The organism is Nitratireductor sp. WH36-1, from assembly GCF_058725515.1.
Genome location: NZ_CM178970.1, coordinates 1,612,843 through 1,631,547, shown reverse-complemented (window position 1 = coordinate 1,631,547; position 18,705 = coordinate 1,612,843). Strand labels below are relative to the sequence as shown.

17 protein-coding genes and 1 other RNA gene are annotated in these 18,705 nt (G+C 63.0%); 1 reads left to right on the top strand and 17 read right to left on the bottom strand.

Annotated features, from left to right (window positions below; translation table 11 throughout):
- Window positions 1-161: 161 nt before the first annotated feature.
- From murB to mraZ, 12 genes are read right to left on the bottom strand one after another with little or no spacing between them, the layout of a single operon-like run.
- Window positions 162-1,124 (bottom strand): UDP-N-acetylmuramate dehydrogenase, encoded by a 963-nt coding sequence (gene murB, locus AC4PTT_RS07780; RefSeq protein WP_113155640.1) that lies wholly within the window; start codon window positions 1,122-1,124, stop codon window positions 162-164.
- Window positions 1,121-2,524, bottom strand: a complete 1,404-nt coding sequence (gene murC / locus AC4PTT_RS07775) for a UDP-N-acetylmuramate--L-alanine ligase (protein ID WP_492162439.1) — start codon at window positions 2,522-2,524, stop codon at window positions 1,121-1,123. The genes murB and murC overlap by 4 nt, the downstream gene beginning before the upstream one ends.
- Window positions 2,521-3,645: an undecaprenyldiphospho-muramoylpentapeptide beta-N-acetylglucosaminyltransferase gene (gene murG / locus AC4PTT_RS07770; protein WP_492162438.1), complete on the bottom strand. Its 1,125-nt coding sequence runs from the start codon at window positions 3,643-3,645 to the stop codon at window positions 2,521-2,523. Before murG ends, murC begins: the two co-directional genes overlap by 4 nt.
- 1 nt (window position 3,646) lies before the next feature.
- The gene (gene ftsW, locus AC4PTT_RS07765; RefSeq protein ID WP_113155643.1) at window positions 3,647-4,801 is read right to left on the bottom strand and encodes a putative lipid II flippase FtsW; all 1,155 of its coding nucleotides are present in this window, start codon (window positions 4,799-4,801) and stop codon (window positions 3,647-3,649) included.
- Window position 4,802: 1 nt separating this feature from the next.
- Window positions 4,803-6,200, bottom strand: a complete 1,398-nt coding sequence (gene murD / locus AC4PTT_RS07760) for a UDP-N-acetylmuramoyl-L-alanine--D-glutamate ligase (protein ID WP_492162437.1) — start codon at window positions 6,198-6,200, stop codon at window positions 4,803-4,805.
- Window positions 6,201-6,210: 10 nt separating this feature from the next.
- A complete protein-coding gene (mraY, locus tag AC4PTT_RS07755; protein WP_492162436.1) occupies window positions 6,211-7,293 on the bottom strand; it encodes a phospho-N-acetylmuramoyl-pentapeptide-transferase in 1,083 nt (360 codons plus the stop codon).
- A 3-nt stretch (window positions 7,294-7,296) separates the two neighbouring features.
- The gene (locus AC4PTT_RS07750) at window positions 7,297-8,721 is read right to left on the bottom strand and encodes a UDP-N-acetylmuramoylalanyl-D-glutamyl-2,6-diaminopimelate--D-alanyl-D-alanine ligase (protein WP_206548139.1); all 1,425 of its coding nucleotides are present in this window, start codon (window positions 8,719-8,721) and stop codon (window positions 7,297-7,299) included.
- Window positions 8,718-10,172 carry a UDP-N-acetylmuramoyl-L-alanyl-D-glutamate--2,6-diaminopimelate ligase gene (locus tag AC4PTT_RS07745; protein ID WP_492162435.1) on the bottom strand — a complete coding sequence of 485 codons (1,455 nt, stop codon included), beginning with the start codon at window positions 10,170-10,172 and terminating at the stop codon, window positions 8,718-8,720. The genes AC4PTT_RS07750 and AC4PTT_RS07745 overlap by 4 nt, the downstream gene beginning before the upstream one ends.
- Window positions 10,173-10,221: 49 nt before the next feature.
- On the bottom strand, window positions 10,222-11,946 hold the full coding sequence (locus tag AC4PTT_RS07740; protein ID WP_206543894.1) for a peptidoglycan D,D-transpeptidase FtsI family protein: 1,725 nt from the start codon (window positions 11,944-11,946) through the stop codon (window positions 10,222-10,224).
- Window positions 11,943-12,311: a cell division protein FtsL gene (gene ftsL / locus AC4PTT_RS07735; RefSeq protein ID WP_113155649.1), complete on the bottom strand. Its 369-nt coding sequence runs from the start codon at window positions 12,309-12,311 to the stop codon at window positions 11,943-11,945. Before ftsL ends, AC4PTT_RS07740 begins: the two co-directional genes overlap by 4 nt.
- A 6-nt stretch (window positions 12,312-12,317) precedes the next feature.
- Window positions 12,318-13,337 (bottom strand): 16S rRNA (cytosine(1402)-N(4))-methyltransferase RsmH, encoded by a 1,020-nt coding sequence (gene rsmH / locus AC4PTT_RS07730; RefSeq protein ID WP_492162434.1) that lies wholly within the window; start codon window positions 13,335-13,337, stop codon window positions 12,318-12,320.
- Window positions 13,334-13,801, bottom strand: a complete 468-nt coding sequence (mraZ, locus tag AC4PTT_RS07725) for a division/cell wall cluster transcriptional repressor MraZ (protein WP_113155651.1) — start codon at window positions 13,799-13,801, stop codon at window positions 13,334-13,336. The genes rsmH and mraZ overlap by 4 nt, the downstream gene beginning before the upstream one ends.
- Before the next feature lie 373 nt (window positions 13,802-14,174).
- Here mraZ and AC4PTT_RS07720 point away from each other — a divergent pair, with 373 nt between their 5' ends.
- The gene (locus tag AC4PTT_RS07720) at window positions 14,175-15,284 is read left to right on the top strand and encodes a cystathionine gamma-lyase (protein ID WP_492162433.1); all 1,110 of its coding nucleotides are present in this window, start codon (window positions 14,175-14,177) and stop codon (window positions 15,282-15,284) included.
- A 62-nt stretch (window positions 15,285-15,346) separates the two neighbouring features.
- On the opposite strand, the gene rnpB is transcribed toward AC4PTT_RS07720, so the two are convergent.
- From rnpB to AC4PTT_RS07695, 5 genes are all read right to left on the bottom strand, one after another.
- An RNA gene (gene rnpB, locus AC4PTT_RS07715) (RNase P RNA component class A) lies at window positions 15,347-15,748 on the bottom strand.
- A gap of 178 nt (window positions 15,749-15,926) precedes the next feature.
- Window positions 15,927-16,655 carry a lytic transglycosylase domain-containing protein gene (locus AC4PTT_RS07710; RefSeq protein WP_206543897.1) on the bottom strand — a complete coding sequence of 243 codons (729 nt, stop codon included), beginning with the start codon at window positions 16,653-16,655 and terminating at the stop codon, window positions 15,927-15,929.
- 211 nt (window positions 16,656-16,866) lie between these two features.
- The gene (locus AC4PTT_RS07705) at window positions 16,867-17,610 is read right to left on the bottom strand and encodes an N-acetylmuramoyl-L-alanine amidase (RefSeq protein ID WP_492162596.1); all 744 of its coding nucleotides are present in this window, start codon (window positions 17,608-17,610) and stop codon (window positions 16,867-16,869) included.
- Between the two features lie 20 nt (window positions 17,611-17,630).
- The gene (locus AC4PTT_RS07700) at window positions 17,631-18,341 is read right to left on the bottom strand and encodes a J domain-containing protein (protein WP_113155655.1); all 711 of its coding nucleotides are present in this window, start codon (window positions 18,339-18,341) and stop codon (window positions 17,631-17,633) included.
- A 153-nt stretch (window positions 18,342-18,494) separates the two neighbouring features.
- Window positions 18,495-18,683 carry a hypothetical protein gene (locus AC4PTT_RS07695; protein ID WP_113155656.1) on the bottom strand — a complete coding sequence of 63 codons (189 nt, stop codon included), beginning with the start codon at window positions 18,681-18,683 and terminating at the stop codon, window positions 18,495-18,497.
- Window positions 18,684-18,705 lie beyond the last annotated feature (22 nt).

Below are 18,705 nucleotides of genomic sequence, written 5' to 3'. Positions count from 1 at the left end.
TCAATTTTCTGAAAATTTTACATTTTGTGAACGCAAACACCCCCGGGACGCAACTTGACACATCCGGGAGGGGCAAAACTGCTGCGGCGCAACATAGACCGCGCGGGAGCAAATATCCCCGGCCGCATCTTCGTGCGGCCGGTATTCATTCAGGAACGAGACTAGAGCATCTGCCCCAGAAACGGGTCGATCTCGCGACCGTCGCGGAATTCACCGATGCGCTTGATCTCCCATTCGAGACGAACGCCCGAATGCTCAAGAACCTTCGCGCGCACCGTCTCGCCCAGATATTCCAGGTCGTAGCCGCTCGCCGTTCCGGTGTTGATCATGAAGTTGCAGTGCATGGGCGACATCTGCGCGCCGCCGATGGTCAGCCCGCGGCATCCGGCCTTGTCGACCTCTTTCCAGGCCGAGCTTTCAGGCGGGTTCTTGAAGGTGGAGCCACCCGTTTTCTCACGCACCGGCTGCACGGTCTCGCGGTGATGCTGAACCGCATCCATCTCGCGACGGATGACATCGGGATCTTCCCGGTAACCTTCCATCAGCGCGGAGGTGAAGATCAGGTCACGGGGCGCGTCCGAATGCCGGTAGGCATAGCCCATATCGGCATTGGAGAAGACATGCAGCTCGCCCTTCCGGTCAAGCGCGCGCACTTCGATCACCCGCTCTTTCGTCTCGACGCCATTGGCGCCCGCATTCATGCGCAGCGCACCGCCCAGACCACCGGGAATGCCGTGGTAGAAATGAAACCCGCCAATGCCTGCCTCAAGCGCCGCTGCGGCAAGCCGCTTGTCGGGAATGGCCGCGCCCGCGCGAATGCGCGTATCGGAAACCACTTCCGCCTGGCCAAACCCCTTGGCCGAAAGCCGCACCACGAAACCGCGAATGCCGCCCTCGCGCACCAGAAGGTTCGAGCCGATGCCCACCATGGTCACCGGAATGTCTTCCGGCACCGCTTTCAGAAATGCGGAGAGGTCTTCCTCATCGGCCGGCTGAAACAGAACATCAGCCGGACCGCCGGCACGAAACCAGGTGATCTTGTCCATGCCGGCGTCGGGCGTCAGCCGTCCGCGCAGGCCCGACAGCCGGTCGCCGAGACGCTCCAGCAGTTCCGCTCCGCTCATCCCTTGGCCTCAAGCTCTTTGGGCAGCGCATAGGCCCACTGGGTGATGTTGCCGGCGCCCAGATAGACGATGAAGTCGCCTTCCTTCGCCCAGTTGCGCACGATCTGCTCGACCGCTTCCGGCCCTTCGATATACGCCACATCGCGGTGGCCCGAAGCGCGGATGCGCGAAACGAGCGTGTCGGACGACACACCTTCGATCGGGTCTTCGCCCGCCGAATAGACCGGCGCGACCAGCACCTTGTCCGCCTCGTTGAAGCAGGCGGCGAAATCGTCGAACAGGTCATGCAGGCGCGAATAGCGGTGCGGCTGCGCAATCGCCAGAATGCGCCCCTGACACGCCTCGCGCGCAGCCTTCAGCACGGCGCGGATCTCGACCGGGTGATGGCCGTAATCGTCAAACACGCTGACGCCGTTCCACACGCCCGTAAGCGTGAAGCGGCGCTTCACGCCGCCAAAGCCCGCCAGACCTGCGCGGATCGCCTCATGGTCGATGCCAAGCTCATGCGCCACGGCAATGGCCGCCGTCGCGTTCGACACATTGTGCCGGCCGGGCATCGGAAGGCGCAGGCCCTCAAGCGTCTGCGTCTCGCCCGTCTTGCGGTCGCGAAACGTCACATCAAACACGGAGACCGGACCGTCCATGTGATGATTGGAGAACCGCACATCGGCCTGCGGGTTCTCGCCATAGGTGATGACGCGGCGGTCCTCGATGCGGCCAACCAGCGCCTGCACCTCGGCATGGTCGATGCACATGGCGGCAAAGCCGTAGAACGGCACATTCTCGACGAACTGGCGGAAGGCCGCGCGCAGCTTGTCGAAATCGCCGTAATGATCGAGATGCTCGGGATCGATATTGGTGATGACGGCAATGTCGGCGGGCAGCTTGAGGAAGGTGCCATCGCTCTCATCGGCCTCGACGACCATCCAGTCGCCCTCGCCCATGCGCGCATTGGTGCCATAGGCGTTGATGATGCCGCCATTGATGACCGTCGGGTCGAACCCGCCCGCATCGAAGAGTGCTGCCACCATCGAGGTGGTGGTCGTCTTGCCATGGGTGCCGCCAATGGCGACCGCCTGACCGAAGCGCATCAGCTCGGCCAGCATTTCTGCACGGCGAACGATGGGCAGATGCTTCTCGCGCGCTGCAACGATCTCGGGATTGTCTTTCCTGATGGCCGTCGAAACGACGATGACTTCCGCCTCGCCCAGATTTTCTCCGGCGTGACCGATGAAAACCTCGATACCCTTCTCGCGCAGGCGCACCACATTGGGGTTCTCGGCCTGGTCGGATCCCTGCACCTTGTAGCCAAGCGTGTGCAGCGCCTCGGCGATGCCGCTCATGCCTATGCCGCCGATGCCGACGAAATGCACGGTTCCAATCGTCTGCGGCATTTTCATGCGCGGGTTCCTTCCTTCATTGTGTCTGCGGGTTGGCCGGAGGCAATAGCCTCCACGAGGTCGGCAAGCAACTCCGCTGCATTGGGTTTGCCCACGCTGCGCGCGGCAGCCGCCATCTCGGCCAGATGCCGGGGATCGTTCATGGCTCCGCCGATCAGCTCTGCAAGCCGCTCGGGCGAGAGCGTTGACTGGGCGTGAAGCTCCGCGCCGCCGGCCCGCTCAAGCGCTGCCGCATTGGCCGCCTGATCGTGATCGAGCGCATGCGGATAAGGCACAAGAAACGCCGGACGGCCAATGGCCGCGATTTCCGAAACGGTCGAAGCGCCGGAGCGTGAAATGACCAGATGGCTATCGGCGATGCGGCGCGCCATGTCCTTGAAAAAGGTGGAGACCTCCGCTGGCACGCCAAGCTTATCATAGGCCGCGCGCACCTCGCCCTCGTCTTCGGGACGCGCCTGCTGCGTCACGACGAGCCGCGCCCGCTGCTCAGGCTCAAGCAGCGCAATCGCTGCGGGGATCGCATCGGAAAAGAACTGCGCGCCCTGGCTGCCGCCAAAGACCAGAAGCCTGAAAGGCTCCTGCGCGCCTGCCGCACGATAAGGTTCTGCCGCAGCTTCGATGACCGCAGGGCGCACCGGGTTGCCCGTCGCCACGATCTTGTCGGCAAACGCACCCTCATCCGGCAGAAAGCCGCCGGCAATCGCCTGCACACGGCCAGCTAGCGCCTTGTTGGCGCGTCCCATCACCGCGTTCTGTTCATGAACCAGCGCCGGTATGCTGCGCCGTGTGGCGGCATAGAGCGGCGGAAGCGTCGGATAACCACCGAACCCCACCACGGCGGCAGGCTTGAACCGCTGCAGGATCACCGAAGCCTGCTTGACGCCGCGCCAGATGGTCCAGCCGGCCTTCAGAAGCGCAATCGGATTTTTGGAACCGAACGTGGCGCTCTCAACGATGTGCGTCTCGTCGGCGGGAAACGAACCCGCAAAACGCGCCGCACGCCGGTCGGTCGCCAGATGCACCGACCAGCCGCGCTCATGCAGCGTGTGCGCCAGAGCTTCGGCCGGAAAAAGGTGCCCGCCGGTCCCACCGGCGGCAAGAAGGATCGTACCCTTGGTCATGTTATCCTGCGACTGCCTCGCGTCCCGCCGGCTGCGCATAGGCGACCGGGCGGCGCTTTTCGGGCTTGCGGCGCGTGAGCGCCAGCACGAAGCCCATGGAAATGGCCATGGCGATCAGCGATGAACCGCCATAGGAGATGAAGGGCAGCGTCATGCCCTTGGCCGGCAGCATGCGGACATTCACGCCCATATTGATGATCGACTGGAAGCCGAACAGAATCACCAGCCCGCTCACCGCGTAGCGCGTAAAATCGTCTTCTTCGCGGCGCGCCTTTGAAAGACCGCGCAGCACAACGAAGGCGAAGATACTCAAAATGATAAGAAGGATGATGATCCCGAACTCTTCGCCCGCCACGGCGAACACGAAGTCGGTGTGGCTGTCGGGAAGAATGCGCTTCACCGTGCCTTCGCCCGGTCCACGTCCAAACCAGCCACCGCGGGTGATCGCCTCGATGCTCATGTCCACCTGATAGGTGTCGCCCTCGCCGGTCAGAAAGCGGTCAATACGGTCGGCCACATGCGGGAAGATCGTGTAGGCGAGAAACGCGCCGCCCGCGCCCAGCGCGCCGAGCACGGCGATCCAGAGCCACGGCATGCCGGCGATGAAGAACATCGCGCCCCATGTGCCAAGCACCAGCATGGTCTGACCCAGATCGGGCTGCGCGACCAGAAGCGCGATGACGAGACCGAGCAGCAGCATCGCAAACAGATTGCCTGGAATTTCGGGCTGGCGCGCATGCTCATGGAAGAGCCAGGCGCAGATCACCACAAAGGCGGGTTTCAGATACTCCGAAGGCTGAATGGAGACGCCGAATATGTGGAGCCAGCGCCGCGAGCCCTTCACTTCCATACCGGCAAAGAGCGTCAGCACCATCAGCGCCAGAGCGCCCACCAGCATCACGAGCGCCAACCGCCGCACCAGACGCGGGCTGAGGAACGAAACACCGATCATCACCACCACCGCAGGCAGCATGTAGACAATCTGGCGCGTCACGAAATGAAAGCTGGACAGGCCGATGCGATCGGCAACCGCCGGGCTTGCCGCAAACGACAGAACGACGCCAAGCCCCATAAGAAGCAGGAACGCGCCAAGGAACCAACGGTCAATGGTCCACCACCAATTGGCAACCGGGCTTCGGTCGGTGCGGCTCACCATGTCACTTGCTCCCCATCATCTCGGCGCCGGCGAGCGAACGAACCGCCTCGCGGAAGGCATCGCCACGCACCTCAAAATTCCTGAACTGATCGAAACTCGCACAGGCTGGCGATAACAGGACTACAGCCTCCGGCGCGGGATCGCCCGCCGCATCGCGCGCCGCATGGTCGACGGCTTTGTCTATGGTACCCGAAATCTCGAACGCCGTCGCCTCTCCGATCGTAGCAGCAAAGGCTGGTGCGGCCTCGCCCACCAGATAGGCCTTGGCAACGCGCGGAAAGAGGCTCTTCAGCGTTTCAATCCCGCCATCCTTGGGCAGGCCGCCGGCAATCCAGTAGATGCGTTCAAAGCTTGAAAGCGCCCGCTCCGCCGCATCGGCGTTGGTCGCCTTGGAATCGTTGACGAACAGCACCCGCCCCTTGCGCGCCACCTGCTCCATGCGGTGGGCAAGCCCCGGAAAGCTGTTGAACCCTGCCTGTATCTCTTCGAGGCTGAGCCCGCATTCCAGACAGGCCGCCAGTGCGGCAAGCGCGTTCTGCGCATTGTGCGCGCCGCGCAGCGAGCCGATGCCTTCAAGCGTGGCGAGCTGTTCGGCAACGCCGTTCACCGCCCGCATGAGGGCGAGCCCGTCGAGATAGAACCCGTCATCGAGCCGGGACGTTGATGAAATGCGCTCGACCCTGCGCCCTGCCTCAGCAAGCCGGTCGGCGATGCGGCGGCAATCGGGATCGTCGACACCGACAATCGCCAGCCCGCTTTTCGCCACCAGCCGTTCCTTGATCGCGGCATAATTCTCAAACGAGCCGTGCCGGTCGAGATGATCGGGCGACAGGTTCAGGAGAATGCCGACCGAAGGGTCGAGTGTGGGTGCGAGATCGATCTGGTAGGAGGAGCACTCCACCACGTAATGCCGTTCGGGCTGCGGCGCGTCGAGCGTCATGACCGCCCGGCCGATATTTCCGCCCATCTGCGTGTCGCGTCCCGCATCGGCGAGAATATGCGCGATAAGCGCCGTGGTGGTCGATTTGCCGTTGGTGCCGGTGATCGCCACCAGCGGAGCGTCGGGCGCATGGGCCTGCCGCTCGCGGGCGAACAGCTCCACATCGCCGATGATCTCCACACCCGCCGCCTGCGCCAGCTCCACGCTCCAGTGCGGGCGCGGATGGGTCAGCGGCACGCCGGGCGACAAGACGAACGCATCCTGCGCGCTCCAGTCGATGCCGCGCAGGTCGCCCGTGGGCACGCCCTCGCCGGCAGCCCGCGCCACGCTTTCGGGATTGTCGTCAAACGCGGTCACCACCGCGCCGCCGGCAACCAGCGCGCGCGCCGTCGCGATGCCCGAGCCGCCAAGCCCGAACAGAGCGACATTCCTGCCCTTGAAGACGGAGGCCGGGATCATCGCGCCCGCCCTAGCGCAGCTTGAGGGTGGACAGGCCCACCAGCGCCAGAAGCACCGCAATGATCCAGAAACGGATCACCACCTGGCTTTCGGTCCAGCCGAGCTTTTCGAAGTGATGGTGTATCGGGGCCATCAGGAACACCCGCTTGCCGGTCATCTTGAAGACCGCCACCTGAATGATCACCGAAAGGATTTCCACCACGAACAGGCCGCCGATGATGGCGAGCACGATCTCGTGCTTGGTGGCCACGGCAACCGAGCCGATCAGGCCGCCAAGCGCCAGCGATCCCGTGTCGCCCATGAAGATTGCCGCCGGCGGCGCGTTGAACCACAGGAAGCCGAGCCCCGCACCGATCACCGCGCCAAGGATCACCGCCAGCTCACCCGTGCCCGGCACGAAGTGGATCTGCAGATAGTTGGCGAAGATGGCGTTACCAGAGAGATAGGCGATCACGCCGAACGACGCCGCCGCCACCATGACCGGCACCGTGGCAAGCCCGTCGAGACCATCGGTCAGGTTCACGGCATTGCCCGCGCCCACGATCACGAAGGCCGCGAAAGGCACGAAGAAGATGCCCAGATTGAGCAGGAAATCCTTGAAGAAGGGGAAGGTCAGAGACGAGGAGAACGGCGCCTGCCCCGCATTCATGATGACCCAGGCGGCAATGCCCGCAATCACGAATTCGGCCGTCAGGCGCGCCTTGCCCGAAAAGCCCAGATGCGACTGCTTCATCACCTTGAGATAATCGTCATAGAAGCCGATGGCGCCGAAGCCCAGCGTGACCATCAGCACCACCCAGACATAAACGCTGGAGAGGTTCGCCCAGAGCGCACAGGAGCCAAGAATGCCCGACAGGATCATGAGCCCGCCCATGGTGGGCGTGCCGGCCTTCTTGAAATGGGTCTGCGGACCGTCGGCGCGGATCGGCTGCCCCTTGCCCTGACGCACACGCAGCGATGCGATGATCATCGGCCCGAACAGGAAGACGATCAGCGCCGAGGTGATCAGCGCGCCGCCGGTGCGGAAGGTGATGTAACGAAATACGTTGAGAACCGAAACTTCATCGGCCAGGTCAACGAGCATCATGAGCATGGATCAGTCCCCCGTCGCCGCGCCCGGATAGGTTTTTAGGATGGCGTCGACCAGTTTGTTGAAGCCGATGCTTTTTGAAGATTTGATCATGACGGCGTCGCCGGGCTTCACAGCCGCAAGCACAAGCGCGCGCAGATCGTCCGTTGCTTCGCGGTGTTCCACCGGCAGCCCTTCGGGCAGTGCCGCGGCCAGCGCTTTCATTTCCCTGCCGGCGAGGAAAACGAGCTCCGTGCCCGCATCCGTCACCATGCCGGCGAGCCCGGCATGCAGCTTTTCTGCATGTTCGCCAAGCTCCGCCATATCGCCCAGAACGGCGATGCGCCGTCCACCGGCTTCCGGCTCGGCGCGCTTCAACAGGTCGAAGGCAGCCGCCATGGAGGCCGGATTGGCGTTGAAGCTCTCATCGATCAGCGTAAACGCGCCGCCATCGAGCATCAGCCGGTGGCGTGCGCCGCGCCCGGCCTCGGCGTCGAAGGAGCCAAGCGCCATCGCAGCCTTCTGCATGTCGGCCTGCGCCAGATGCACCGCACCCAGCGTCGCCAGCGCATTCTGCACCATGTGCCGCCCCGGCGCGCCCAGCCGCACCTCGGTCGCCTCGCCATCGATCTCGATGGCAAAGGTTGAGGATTGCGGACCGCACTCCACATGGGTCAGCCGGATATCGGCCTTTTCGTGCGCGCCGAAGCCGGCAATGGTCTTCACGCCGGCCTCTTCGGCCAGACGCGCAAGCGTGTCCCAGTGCGCATCGTCGCGGTTGATCAGCGCCGCGCCGCCCTTCACCAGCCCCTCGAAGATCTCGCCCTTGGCGTGGGCGATTTCCTCAACGCTCTTGAAGAAGCCCAGATGCGCGGCAGCCACCAGCGTCACCACGGCGATGTGCGGACGCACCATCTTGACCAGCGGGCGGATTTCGTCGGGATGGTTCATGCCAATCTCGAAGATCGCGTAATCGCAATCGGCCGGCATGCGGGCGAGCGTCAGCGGCACGCCCCAGTGATTGTTGAACGAGCGGTCGGCCGCATGCACGCTGCCGCAGGCGGAAAACGCCTGGCGCATCATGTTCTTGGTGGAGGTCTTGCCGACCGAGCCGGTCACCGCCACGATTTTCGCGCGGCTGCGCAGTCGCGCCGCGCGCCCCAGATCTTCCAGCGCGCCCAGAACGTCCGGCACCACCACCATCGGCACGGCCAGCCGCCCGAGCGCCGGCAGCTTCGCCTCGGCGACGATCAGCACCGAAGCGCCCGCCGCCATGGCAGCGGTGGCGAAGCTGTGCCCGTCGAAACGCTCGCCCTCAATGGCGAAGAACGCGTCGCCCGGGTTGAGCGTCCGCGTATCGATGGAAATACCGGTGATCGGGCCTGATGCCTGGCCCAGCGGTCTTCCGCCCGTCGCCTGCACCAGCGCCTCGAAGGTCCACAACGTGCTCATCCGGCGCGCTCCGCGAGTGCCGTGCGCACTTCCTCATGATCGGAGAAATGGTGTTTGCGGCCTGCAATTTCCTGACCCGTTTCATGCCCCTTGCCAGCCACGATCAGCGTGTCGCCTTCCTCAAGCATGGCGACGGCGGCGCGGATCGCTTCACGGCGGTCGCCGATCTCACGCGCGCCCGACGCCGCTTCCATGACGGCGGCGCGGATCATCGCCGGATCTTCCGAGCGCGGATTGTCGTCGGTCACGATGGCCACATCGGCAAGCCGCGCGGCGATCTCACCCATGATCGGGCGCTTGCCCGTATCGCGGTCGCCGCCGCAGCCGAACACCACGATCACGCGACCGGTGGTGAAGGGCCGCACCGACTGGAGCACATTCTCAAGACCGTCCGGCTTGTGGGCGTAGTCCACATAGACCTGCGCGCCATTGCCGGCCGTTCCGACCAGCTCCAGCCGTCCCGAAGCGCCCTTCAGCGTCTCAAGCGCGGCAAAAGCCGTTTCCGCCGCAGTGCCGGTGCTGATGGCAAGGCCTGCCGCAACCAGCGCATTGGCCACCTGGAAGTCGCCCGCAAGCGGCAGGTCCACCTCGTAGATCACGCCATCGACATCCACTTCGGCGCGCTGGCGGTGCCGCTCATGCTCAACCCGCTTCAGGGTCAGAAAACCGCCCTGGCGGCCCACGGTGCGCACATCGAGACCCGCAGCCTTCGCCGCCTTCTCGGTCGGCTCCGACCACGGATCGTCAGCGAAGATCACCGCCGGCGCGCCCTTGGGCAGCAGCGCATCGAAGAGCCGCATCTTGGCGCGGTGATACTCCTCGATCGTCGGATGGTAATCCATGTGGTCGCGGCCAAGATTGGTGAAACCGCCGGCAGCGAGCCGCACGCCATCGAGACGGCGCTGGTCGAGCCCGTGGCTGGAAGCCTCCATGGAGGCATGCGTCACGCCCGCCCCCGCGAGCTCGTCCAAAAGACGGTGCAGCGCAATCGGGTCGGGCGTCGTCAGCTCGCCATATTCGTCGCGCCCCGGCGCAACCACGCCGGTGGTGCCGATGCTGGCGGCGGGCAGTCCCGCATGTTCCCAGATCTGCCGCGTGAAAGAGGCAACGGAGGTCTTGCCGCTGGTGCCGGTCACGGCGACCATGGTTTCGGGCTGGCGCGGAAACACACGCGCAGCGCAGAGCGCCAGCGCACGGCGCGGATCGTCGGTCTCGATGACGGGAATGCCCGGATCGGACGAAAGCGCGCCCGGTCGTGCAATGATGGCCGCAGCGCCCTTGCGCGCAGCCTCCTGCGCAAAGGACGCGCCGTCCGCCTTTACGCCGGCAAGCGCGAAAAACAGGTCACCGGCTTCAACCGTGCGAGAATCCGACGAAACGCCTGAAATCGGTCGATCCGCCGGCAAGAGCCCCTGACTGGAAAGAATGTCTGCAAATTCACTGAATTTCATGGGCCCCGGCGCTTTCAATTACCACGTTTCCCCTCGGCGCATGGCCGACTCACTGCTGTGAGACCAGCAAAGCATTACTTTCTTGACCGAATTCGGGCTTCACGCCAAGAAGCGGCGCAGAGCGGCGAATGATGTTACGCACCATCGGTGCGGCATTCATGCCCGCTGTTGCACTGATGCCATCCCGCTCCGGCTTCGGCTCATCGACGAAGACGAGAACCACATAGTCCGGATCATCAGCCGGGAAACCGGCGATGTAGGCGTTGAAGCGCACATTGTTTGAGTAGCGACCGTTGACGACCTTCTCGGCTGTTCCGGTCTTGCCACCCACATAATAGCCTTCCACCTCGGCGCGGCGGCCTGAGCCCTTTTCCGTGTTGAGACGGAAGAGGTAGCGCATTTCGGCGCTGGTCTTCGGCGAGATCACCTGTTCGGCGATTTCGTTGGCCTCGGCCTCGGTGCGCGGCAGGAAGGTCGGCGGGAAAAGCTTGCCGCCATTCAGCATCGCTGCCGCTGCCACCGCCGTCTGAAGCGGCGTGGTCGCCATGCCGTGACCGTAGGAGATCGTGATCGAGTTGATCTTCTTCCAGGTCTTCGGCTCGGTCGGAAGCGCAACCTCCGGCAGTTCCGTGGGCAGGCGTCCCAGAAGGCCGATCTTCTGCAGGAACGCGCGGTGTCCGTCGATGCCAACAACGTCGGCCATCTTGGCCGTGCCGATGTTGGACGAGTAGATGAAGATCTCCGGAACGCTCAGCACACGGCGCTTGCCGTGGAAGTCGGTGATGGTAAAGCCGCCGATACGGATCGGCCGTGTGGCGTCAAAACTGTCATTGATGCTGACCAGGCCGGAATCGAGCGCCATGGCGGCGGTGAAGAGCTTGAAGGTCGACCCCATCTCGAACACGCCTGCCGACATGCGGTTCAGCCGATCCTTGTCGAGCGCGTTGACCGGGTTGTTGGGATCGTAATCGGGCACCGAGCCCATGCCCACCACTTCGCCCGTGCGCGCATTGAGCACCACCGCACCGGCGGCAATCGCCTTGTAGCGGTCGAGCGCCTGCACCAGCTCGTCGCGAATGATGTGCTGGACGCGCAGATCAAGAGAAAGCCTGACCGGCTCCAGATGCCCCTCGACCGCGAGGCCCGTCGCCTGAAGGTCGGCAAGCCCCTGATCGTCGACGAATTTTTCGATGCCGGCGATACCCTTGTTGTCGATGTTCACGAGACCAACAATGTGCGAGGCCGTCGGGCCACCCGGATAGAAGCGGCGCTTCTCGGTGCGGAAACCAAGGCCCGGAATGCCGAGCGCCAGAATGTCGGCCTGCTGACGCGGCGAAAGCTGGCGACGCAGCCACACAAAACCGGCATCGCTGTCGAGCCGGCGATAGGTCTGCTGATAGTTCAGGTCGGGCAGAACCGTGGAGAGCTTCTCGATGGCCTCGTCGATGTCGACGATGCGACGCGGCTCTGCAAAGAGCGACGCCGTCTTGATGTCGGTCGCCAGAACTTCGCCATTGCGGTCCACGAGATCGGGCCGCGACGCGGTCACGCGGGCAGCGGGAAGGCTCGCTTCGGGCTCTTCCTGCATGGCCAGATGCACGAGACGGCCGCCAAGCGCAGCGTAAATGCCGAAGATCACGGCCATGGCCATGACGACGCGGTTCTGCGCCCGGCCGCCACGCGCCTTGCCTGCGCCATCCATGACAATGGTTGCAGCCCCGCGGCGCACCGCAGAGGTATCCGTGTCGTGGGTGTATTCGCTTGCCCCAGTCATGGCCGCACCGCCCCGGTTGTCGTCTGGTCAGGACCGCCATCGGCACCCGCCATGTCGGTGACGATCCCCTCAATGGTCAATGGCCGCTCCGGCAGATCGGAGAACTCGGCGATGCGCGGCGCTTCCACCGGCTCAAGCCCCAGCTCTTCCTTGTAGGTTTCCGTCAGCCGCTGCAGGCGCGCAGGCTGCGTCAGCAGGCTCCAGTCCGCCTTCAGAATGTCGATGGAATCCTTCTCCAGCTGGGCCTGCCGCTCAATCGTGCGCAGTTCCTTGTAGCTGGCCTCGGCGTCGTGCTTGGTCTTGTAGGTAAAGGCGGCGGCAGCCATCATCACCGTGATCAGAACAATATCGCTCGTGCGAAACATCTGAGCCTACCTTTCACCAGCACGTGTCGGCCGCGGGAACCGCGAAAGACCGACAATGTCGAAATCCACATCGCCCGCCGGCGCATCGGTGCGCACGGCCAGACGCAGACGCGCCGAGCGCGCCCTCGGGTTGACGTCCGTCTCTTCCTTCGACGGCGAAACGGATTTCGCCGGTTTCTGGAAAAGGGGCGCCGCTTCCTGAACCTGCGGCAGATGGCGCGAACCGCCGGAACCGCCGGCCCGTTCAGCCATGAAACGCTTCACGATCCGGTCTTCGAGCGAATGAAACGTGACCACGACCAGCCGCCCGCCGGGCTTCAGAGCACGCTCGGCTGCAAAGAGCGCGCGCGCCAGTTCGCCCAGCTCGTCATTGACGTAGATGCGCAGGCCCTGGAACACGCGGGTCGCCGGGTGGATCTTTTCCTGCGGACGCCGGCCCACGATTTTCTCGACCGCATTGGCAAGGTCGAGCGTCGTCTCGAAAAGCTTTTCGGCACGAAGTCGCTCAAGCCCGCGCGCGATGCGCCCGGCCTGCCGCTCTTCGCCCAGAATGCCGAAGATGCGGGCGAGATCCCCCGCCTTCATCGTGTTGACCACGTCGGCTGCGCTCAGCCCGGTGCGCTCCATGCGCATGTCGAGCGGGCCTTCCTTCTGGAAGGAAAAGCCGCGCACCGCCTCGTCGATCTGCATGGAGGAAACGCCGATGTCGAGAACGACGCCGTCAACCGGCGCGTCAACCACCTCGTCGAGGCGGGAGAAGCGGTTCTCCACCAGACGCAGGCGTCCATCCCATTTGTCGACCAGCGCCTGCCCTGCGGCAATCGCCGTCGGGTCGCGGTCAATGGCCGTGACCGAACCGCCGGCTTCCAGAAGCGCGGTGGTGTAGCCGCCGGCGCCGAATGTGCCGTCGATGAAGGAATGACCTTCGAGCGGATGCAGGGCTTCAAGAACTTCACGCAAAAGAACCGGAATGTGGCGGGCCGGTCCGCCACCGGCCGGGCTTTCGCCGCCGGGGCCCGCCATCATTCCGACTGTCCGGCAGTCCGGCCGGATGCGGCCGCTTGCCGAAGTTTGAGGAGCCGTTCGCGCACTGCCTGCCCATGGGCTTTCAGCCGCTCCGGCTCCCAGATCTGAAAGAACAGTCCACGCCCCACGAAGGCCACTTCCTTCGTGATGCCCGTGTGCTCGCGAATAAAATCGGTCACCGTGATGCGCCCATCTTGATCGAATTTGAGGAAGGCGCCGTCGCCATGCACGAAAAAGGACATGTCGTCCGCCGTCTGCAGGAACGGATCCTCCTGCGCAATGCGCTCCTCGTAGCGGTCGAGCAGGTCGAGACCGCCCACATCCATCGCCGGGATGTCGAGCGCACGCAGTGCATAGAGTTCCGTGAAACCACGCTTTTGAACAACGGAGCGAAAGTGCGCCGGCACCGAGACCCGACCCTTGGAGTCGATCTTGTTTACTGCATTCGACAGAAACCGGTCCATGACGCTTAACGGCCAATTGGCCTATGCCCCTTTGCATCTCTTCTGCCGCTGTCAAAAGCGGCTCTCCGAATGTGTGCCCGCCCCTCTGCAAGGGTGAATCCCATACGCCACGTCGCCCTGAAAAAGAGGCCGACATGGGTGGAACCCGTACTCCAACTGCAACGAAACGCTGATTTGATTTATGGGGTACCATGGGCCGATATGGGCGTCAACGGGATTAACCTTCACTTATGCCTCGATGACAGGCGATTTCGGCATGCATCGGGCCATGGTCATTTATCGTGCATTAAGGCTAACAAAAGGTTAGGAAAGGCTTCGGGCCGGCCGGTCCGCACCTGCCCCAAAGTCACCCATGACGCCTGCGAGGAGCCCCATGTCCGACAGCCAGAACGCCCGCGCTGCAAGCCTTTCGCACCTTCATTCGGCACGGCTCGCAAAGGGCGATCCGCTCTCTACGCCCATCGTCATGAGCTCGGTGTTTCATCTTCCCGGCGATCCCGCAGGCTTTAGGCAATATGGCCGTTTCGACAATCCCACCTGGGAAGCGGTCGAAGCCGCCCTCGCCCATCTGGAAGATGCCGAGACCGTGAGCTTCCCATCGGGCATGGCTGCAATTTCGTCCGTCTTTCTGGCGCTGCTTTCGACTCGCGACCGGGTGCTTCTGCCCGCGGACGGCTACTACACACCGCGCGTTCTTCTGGAGAAACACCTCTCCCGGCTTGGCATTCTTTACGACACGCGCCCCACGGCCTCCTTCCTTGAAGGCGGGTTTGAAAGCTACCGCATGGTTCTCATTGAAACGCCGTCCAATCCGGGGCTCGATGTGTGCGACATCGCGGCCGTCGCGAAGGCTGCCCATGAACATGGCGCCATCGTCGTTGCCGACAACACGACCATGACGCCTTTCGGCCAGCGCCCGCTGGATCTGGGCGCGGACATCGTTCTTGCCGCCGACACCAAGGCGGTCAACGGGCACTCGGATGTGCTGTTCGGCCATGTGGCAAGCCGCGACAGCACGCTGATCGGTGCGGTGCGCGACTGGCGCAAGCTTTCCGGCAACATTCCCGGCCCGTTCGAGGCCTGGCTGGTGCTGCGCGGGATCGAGACGCTTGAACTGCGTTTTGACCGGATGTGCTCGTCGGCCGAAACCATCGCCGCCCGCCTTGCCGAGCATCCGGCCATCACGGCGCTGCGCTATCCCGGCCTTGCAGGCGATCCATCCCATGCGCTCAGCCGCACGCAGATGCTGCGTTTCGGCTCGCTGATCGGGCTAACTCTGGAAACGGAAGAAAAGGCGGAAGCCTTCATCAACACCTGCCCGCTACTCGAAGCCACGACCTCGTTCGGCGGCGTTCACTCTTCAGCGGAGCGGCGTGCAAGATGGGGTGACGATGTGGCGGAAGGCTTTGTGCGCCTGTCGATTGGATGCGAGCCGACCGAGGCACTGTGGGCATCCATCGAAACGGCGCTGAACGGCCTGTAAATTTTCCAAAAGCATCCGGAATTTTCCCAAACGGGACAGAATTCCGGAAAATGAAAGACGAAAATGCCAGCCGGTCTATAAGCCGGGTTTTGTATGGCCGCACCGCCCGAAAGCGATGCAACGTGACGACCATTCCTCTGGGACCGATGTTGCCATCGGCCTCTAGCAACCTACCCGAACGGTCAAGCCGGAAAAAGCCCTGAGGGTTGCCCCCCCGCGCCGTTCCTATTCGGTCTTGCTCCCGGTGGGGTTTACCTTGCCGCCTCCGTTACCGTCGACGCGGTGGGCTCTTACCCCACCCTTTCACCCTTACCCTGCCCGAAGGCGGGGCGGTCTGCTTTCTGTGGCACTGTCCCTGGGGTCGCCCCCGCCGGATGTTATCCGGCACCGTTTTTCCGTGGAGCCCGGACTTTCCTCGCGAACAGCCTTTCGGCCCCGGTCCGCGCGGCCGTCCGACCGGCTGGCAATGCGTATAAAGGGTTTCATGCGGCAAAACGCAACTCAAAACAGCCGCGTTCGCGCAGGAAAGCGCCTTCGTCCCGAACTTAAATCGCCGCGCGCCCTTCCGGACGCGCGGCGATCCAAATTTCACCTGAAGCAGCGGAGGAACCGAAAGCAGGTTTCCGCTTCACAGCCCGAGAATTAATGCCCCAGGATCTGCTTCACCTTGGAGCAGTAGCGCGAGGAGATCGGGTTCATGCGCTTTGCGCCGTGACCGGCATTGTATTTGAGGATCGTGCCGCAGGTGGAACCGCCGCCGAGCTTGTGCGCCTTGGCGAGATATTTCATGCCGTATTTGATGTTGGTCTCGGGGTTGTAGAGGCCCTTGGAGGAACCGCTGTAACCCATCATGCGCGCGGTTGCCGGCTTGATCTGCATCAGGCCGATTTCACCTGCCGCACCGCGGGCATTGGCGCGGTAGTTGCTTTCAACGCGCACAACGGCGTTGGCGAGCGAGACCGGCACACCGTAGGCAGCCGCGTATTTGGAAATGATGGTGTGGTAGGAACCGCCCGAACCGCTCTTGCGGACCGACGTCTTGACGGTGGTCTTCTTCCGGGACTTGGAAGCCTTGGCCGTTTTCGTGGACTTGCGGGACTTCGCCTGCAGGGCCTTCTTGACGGTCTTCTTGTCGGCCTTGATGGAACCGGTGGTCGTCATGTCCACGTCAGTCGCACTGGAACCTTTTCCGCCGCGAATGATTGCCTGAAGGAGCGTGGTCGGCTCCTTGCCCGTATCAACCTTCTTCTCTGCAGCCTTCTTTGCAGAATGCGTGGCAATGACCTGGCTGTAGCGGGGCTCGTCAGCGTGAGACAAAGACGTTGCGGCGCAGACAGCAAGCGCTGCCGCGAATAAGGTAGTGATTTTCATTTCGACCCGTAATTCTGTGCCGCTGCATCAGGGCGCGGCAGGTTTTGTTTTCCACGAGGCCGGGACGTGGTCCCTCGGCCTCAACACGGGTCGCTGTTTTGCAGGGGAAGGAGAAACAAAAAAGGCGCTTCAATTCAAATAATATGAACTGATGAAATTTTGCGCCAGTCTTGGGAGTGAGTGATCGTCAGGGAGAAGAATCAATCACAGGTTAATCATACATTAGTTTTTGCAAAATTGCGCATGTCCAGACATCGGCAATCCCATTTATCTCTAACGGTCTGAAATGCCTTTGAAATTCCCTTACGGAAACCTCCGTGTCACGGTCGAAAATGCCTGTTTGGGCGATTCCATACCCATAACCGGAGAGTAATCTCTGGAGAGCCTGCACCGCCGGCCCCGCGTCTCCAGCGCCCAGGGAATGGCCGCCCGAAATGGGCGGAACTGCGACAAAAGTGCCAAGACCGCCCTTTGCGAGACGCTCCCAGGGGAAGTTTTCGCCGGGGTCAACCTTGCGGCCGGGCGCAATATCGGAGTGTCCGAGGACCCGTTTTGGCCCGATTTTGTGACGCCGGCAGATATCTTTGCCCAGTTTCAGGACGGCTTCGATCTGGATATCGGGGAAATCAGGCAGCCCCTGCGAGTGTCCCGCATTGGCGATTTCGATGCCGATGGAGCAGGAATTGATGTCTTCGCAGCCCTGCCATGAGCTGCGCCCGGCATGCCAGGCGCGGTCTGCCTCGCGCACCATCTGCACGATCCGGCCATCCTCGTGAACGAGATAATGGCTGGAGACCTCGCTTTCGGGCGCGCACAGCCAGTCCTGTGCGCCCTGGCCCGTTTCCATGCCGGTGTAATGCAGGATGAGCATGTCGGGCAGAAGCCAGCCACGCCGCTCTCCGAAATTCGGAGAGGGACACACTTCGGCGCCTGCGAAATCAGGCTCGAACATCATGAGGGCGCGGTCAACCGCGCTCACGCGCGAACCTGCGCTTTCTCGATGCTCTCATAGGCGGCATTGATGGAAGCGAGCCGCGTGTTGGCGATAGCGAGGAATTCTTCGGGAACGCCACGTGCGATCATGCGATCAGGATGGTTTTCGGCAACGAGCCTGCGGTAGCGGCGCTTGATCTCGTCAAACGGGGCATCCTGCTCGACGCCAAGAACCATGTAGGGATTGCCCTCGCCCTGAAGCGCATGGCGCGAGAGGATCTGCTCGAAATGGTCTTCGCGGATATCGAAGATCTCGGCGACCCGCTGAAGGAAGTCACGCTCGCGCTCATGGATCACACCATCGGCCTTGGCGATGTGGAACAGCGCATCAAGGATATCCTCAAGCATGGCGCAATTGGTGTCACCGGAGCCGCAGAGTCCGGACATCTGACGGGCATAGGCCTCGAAGCCGGCCACATCCTGCTGCGCCAGGCCATAAAGACGCGAAACATTGGCCTGCTCATTGCGCGGAACGGAGAAAATCTCGTGAAACGCCTGCACCTCGTCGGGCGTCACGACGCCATCGGCCTTGGCCATCTTTGCAGACAGGGCAATGATGGCGACGGAGAAGGCGACGCGCCGGCGCAGCTGCGGATCGCCTTCGAAAACGGTGCGAATGGCCTCGACCATCGCCGAAAGCGCGCTGCCGGGTGCGCGCGTAATAAAGTCTGTAATGCGATCCCAAAAAGTCATGCGGTTTTGTAACCGCAATTGCTGACGATTTCGAGACGCAGATTGGCGCATGAAGAAACCGGACAAGCCGCACGGCTCACCCGGTCTCATTCATGAGCGTCAACGCCCGCCGGCATCAGCTCGATGCCAGACGGTGCGTCACCTTACTGGACCTTACTGGCTGGTCGTGCCCTGATCCTGCATCGTGTCAGGCGCTTCCGGCGCAGCAGCGGGCGCATCCATCGGGGTCGTATCCTGCTGCTCGGGCTCGATGCTCTGGGTGGTCGTGTTGTCGCCCTCACTGCAGGCGGCAAGTCCGAGAAGAGCCAGCCCCGAAACGGTTGCAGCTAGAAACTTTTTCATATCCACTCTCCATACAAAGCAC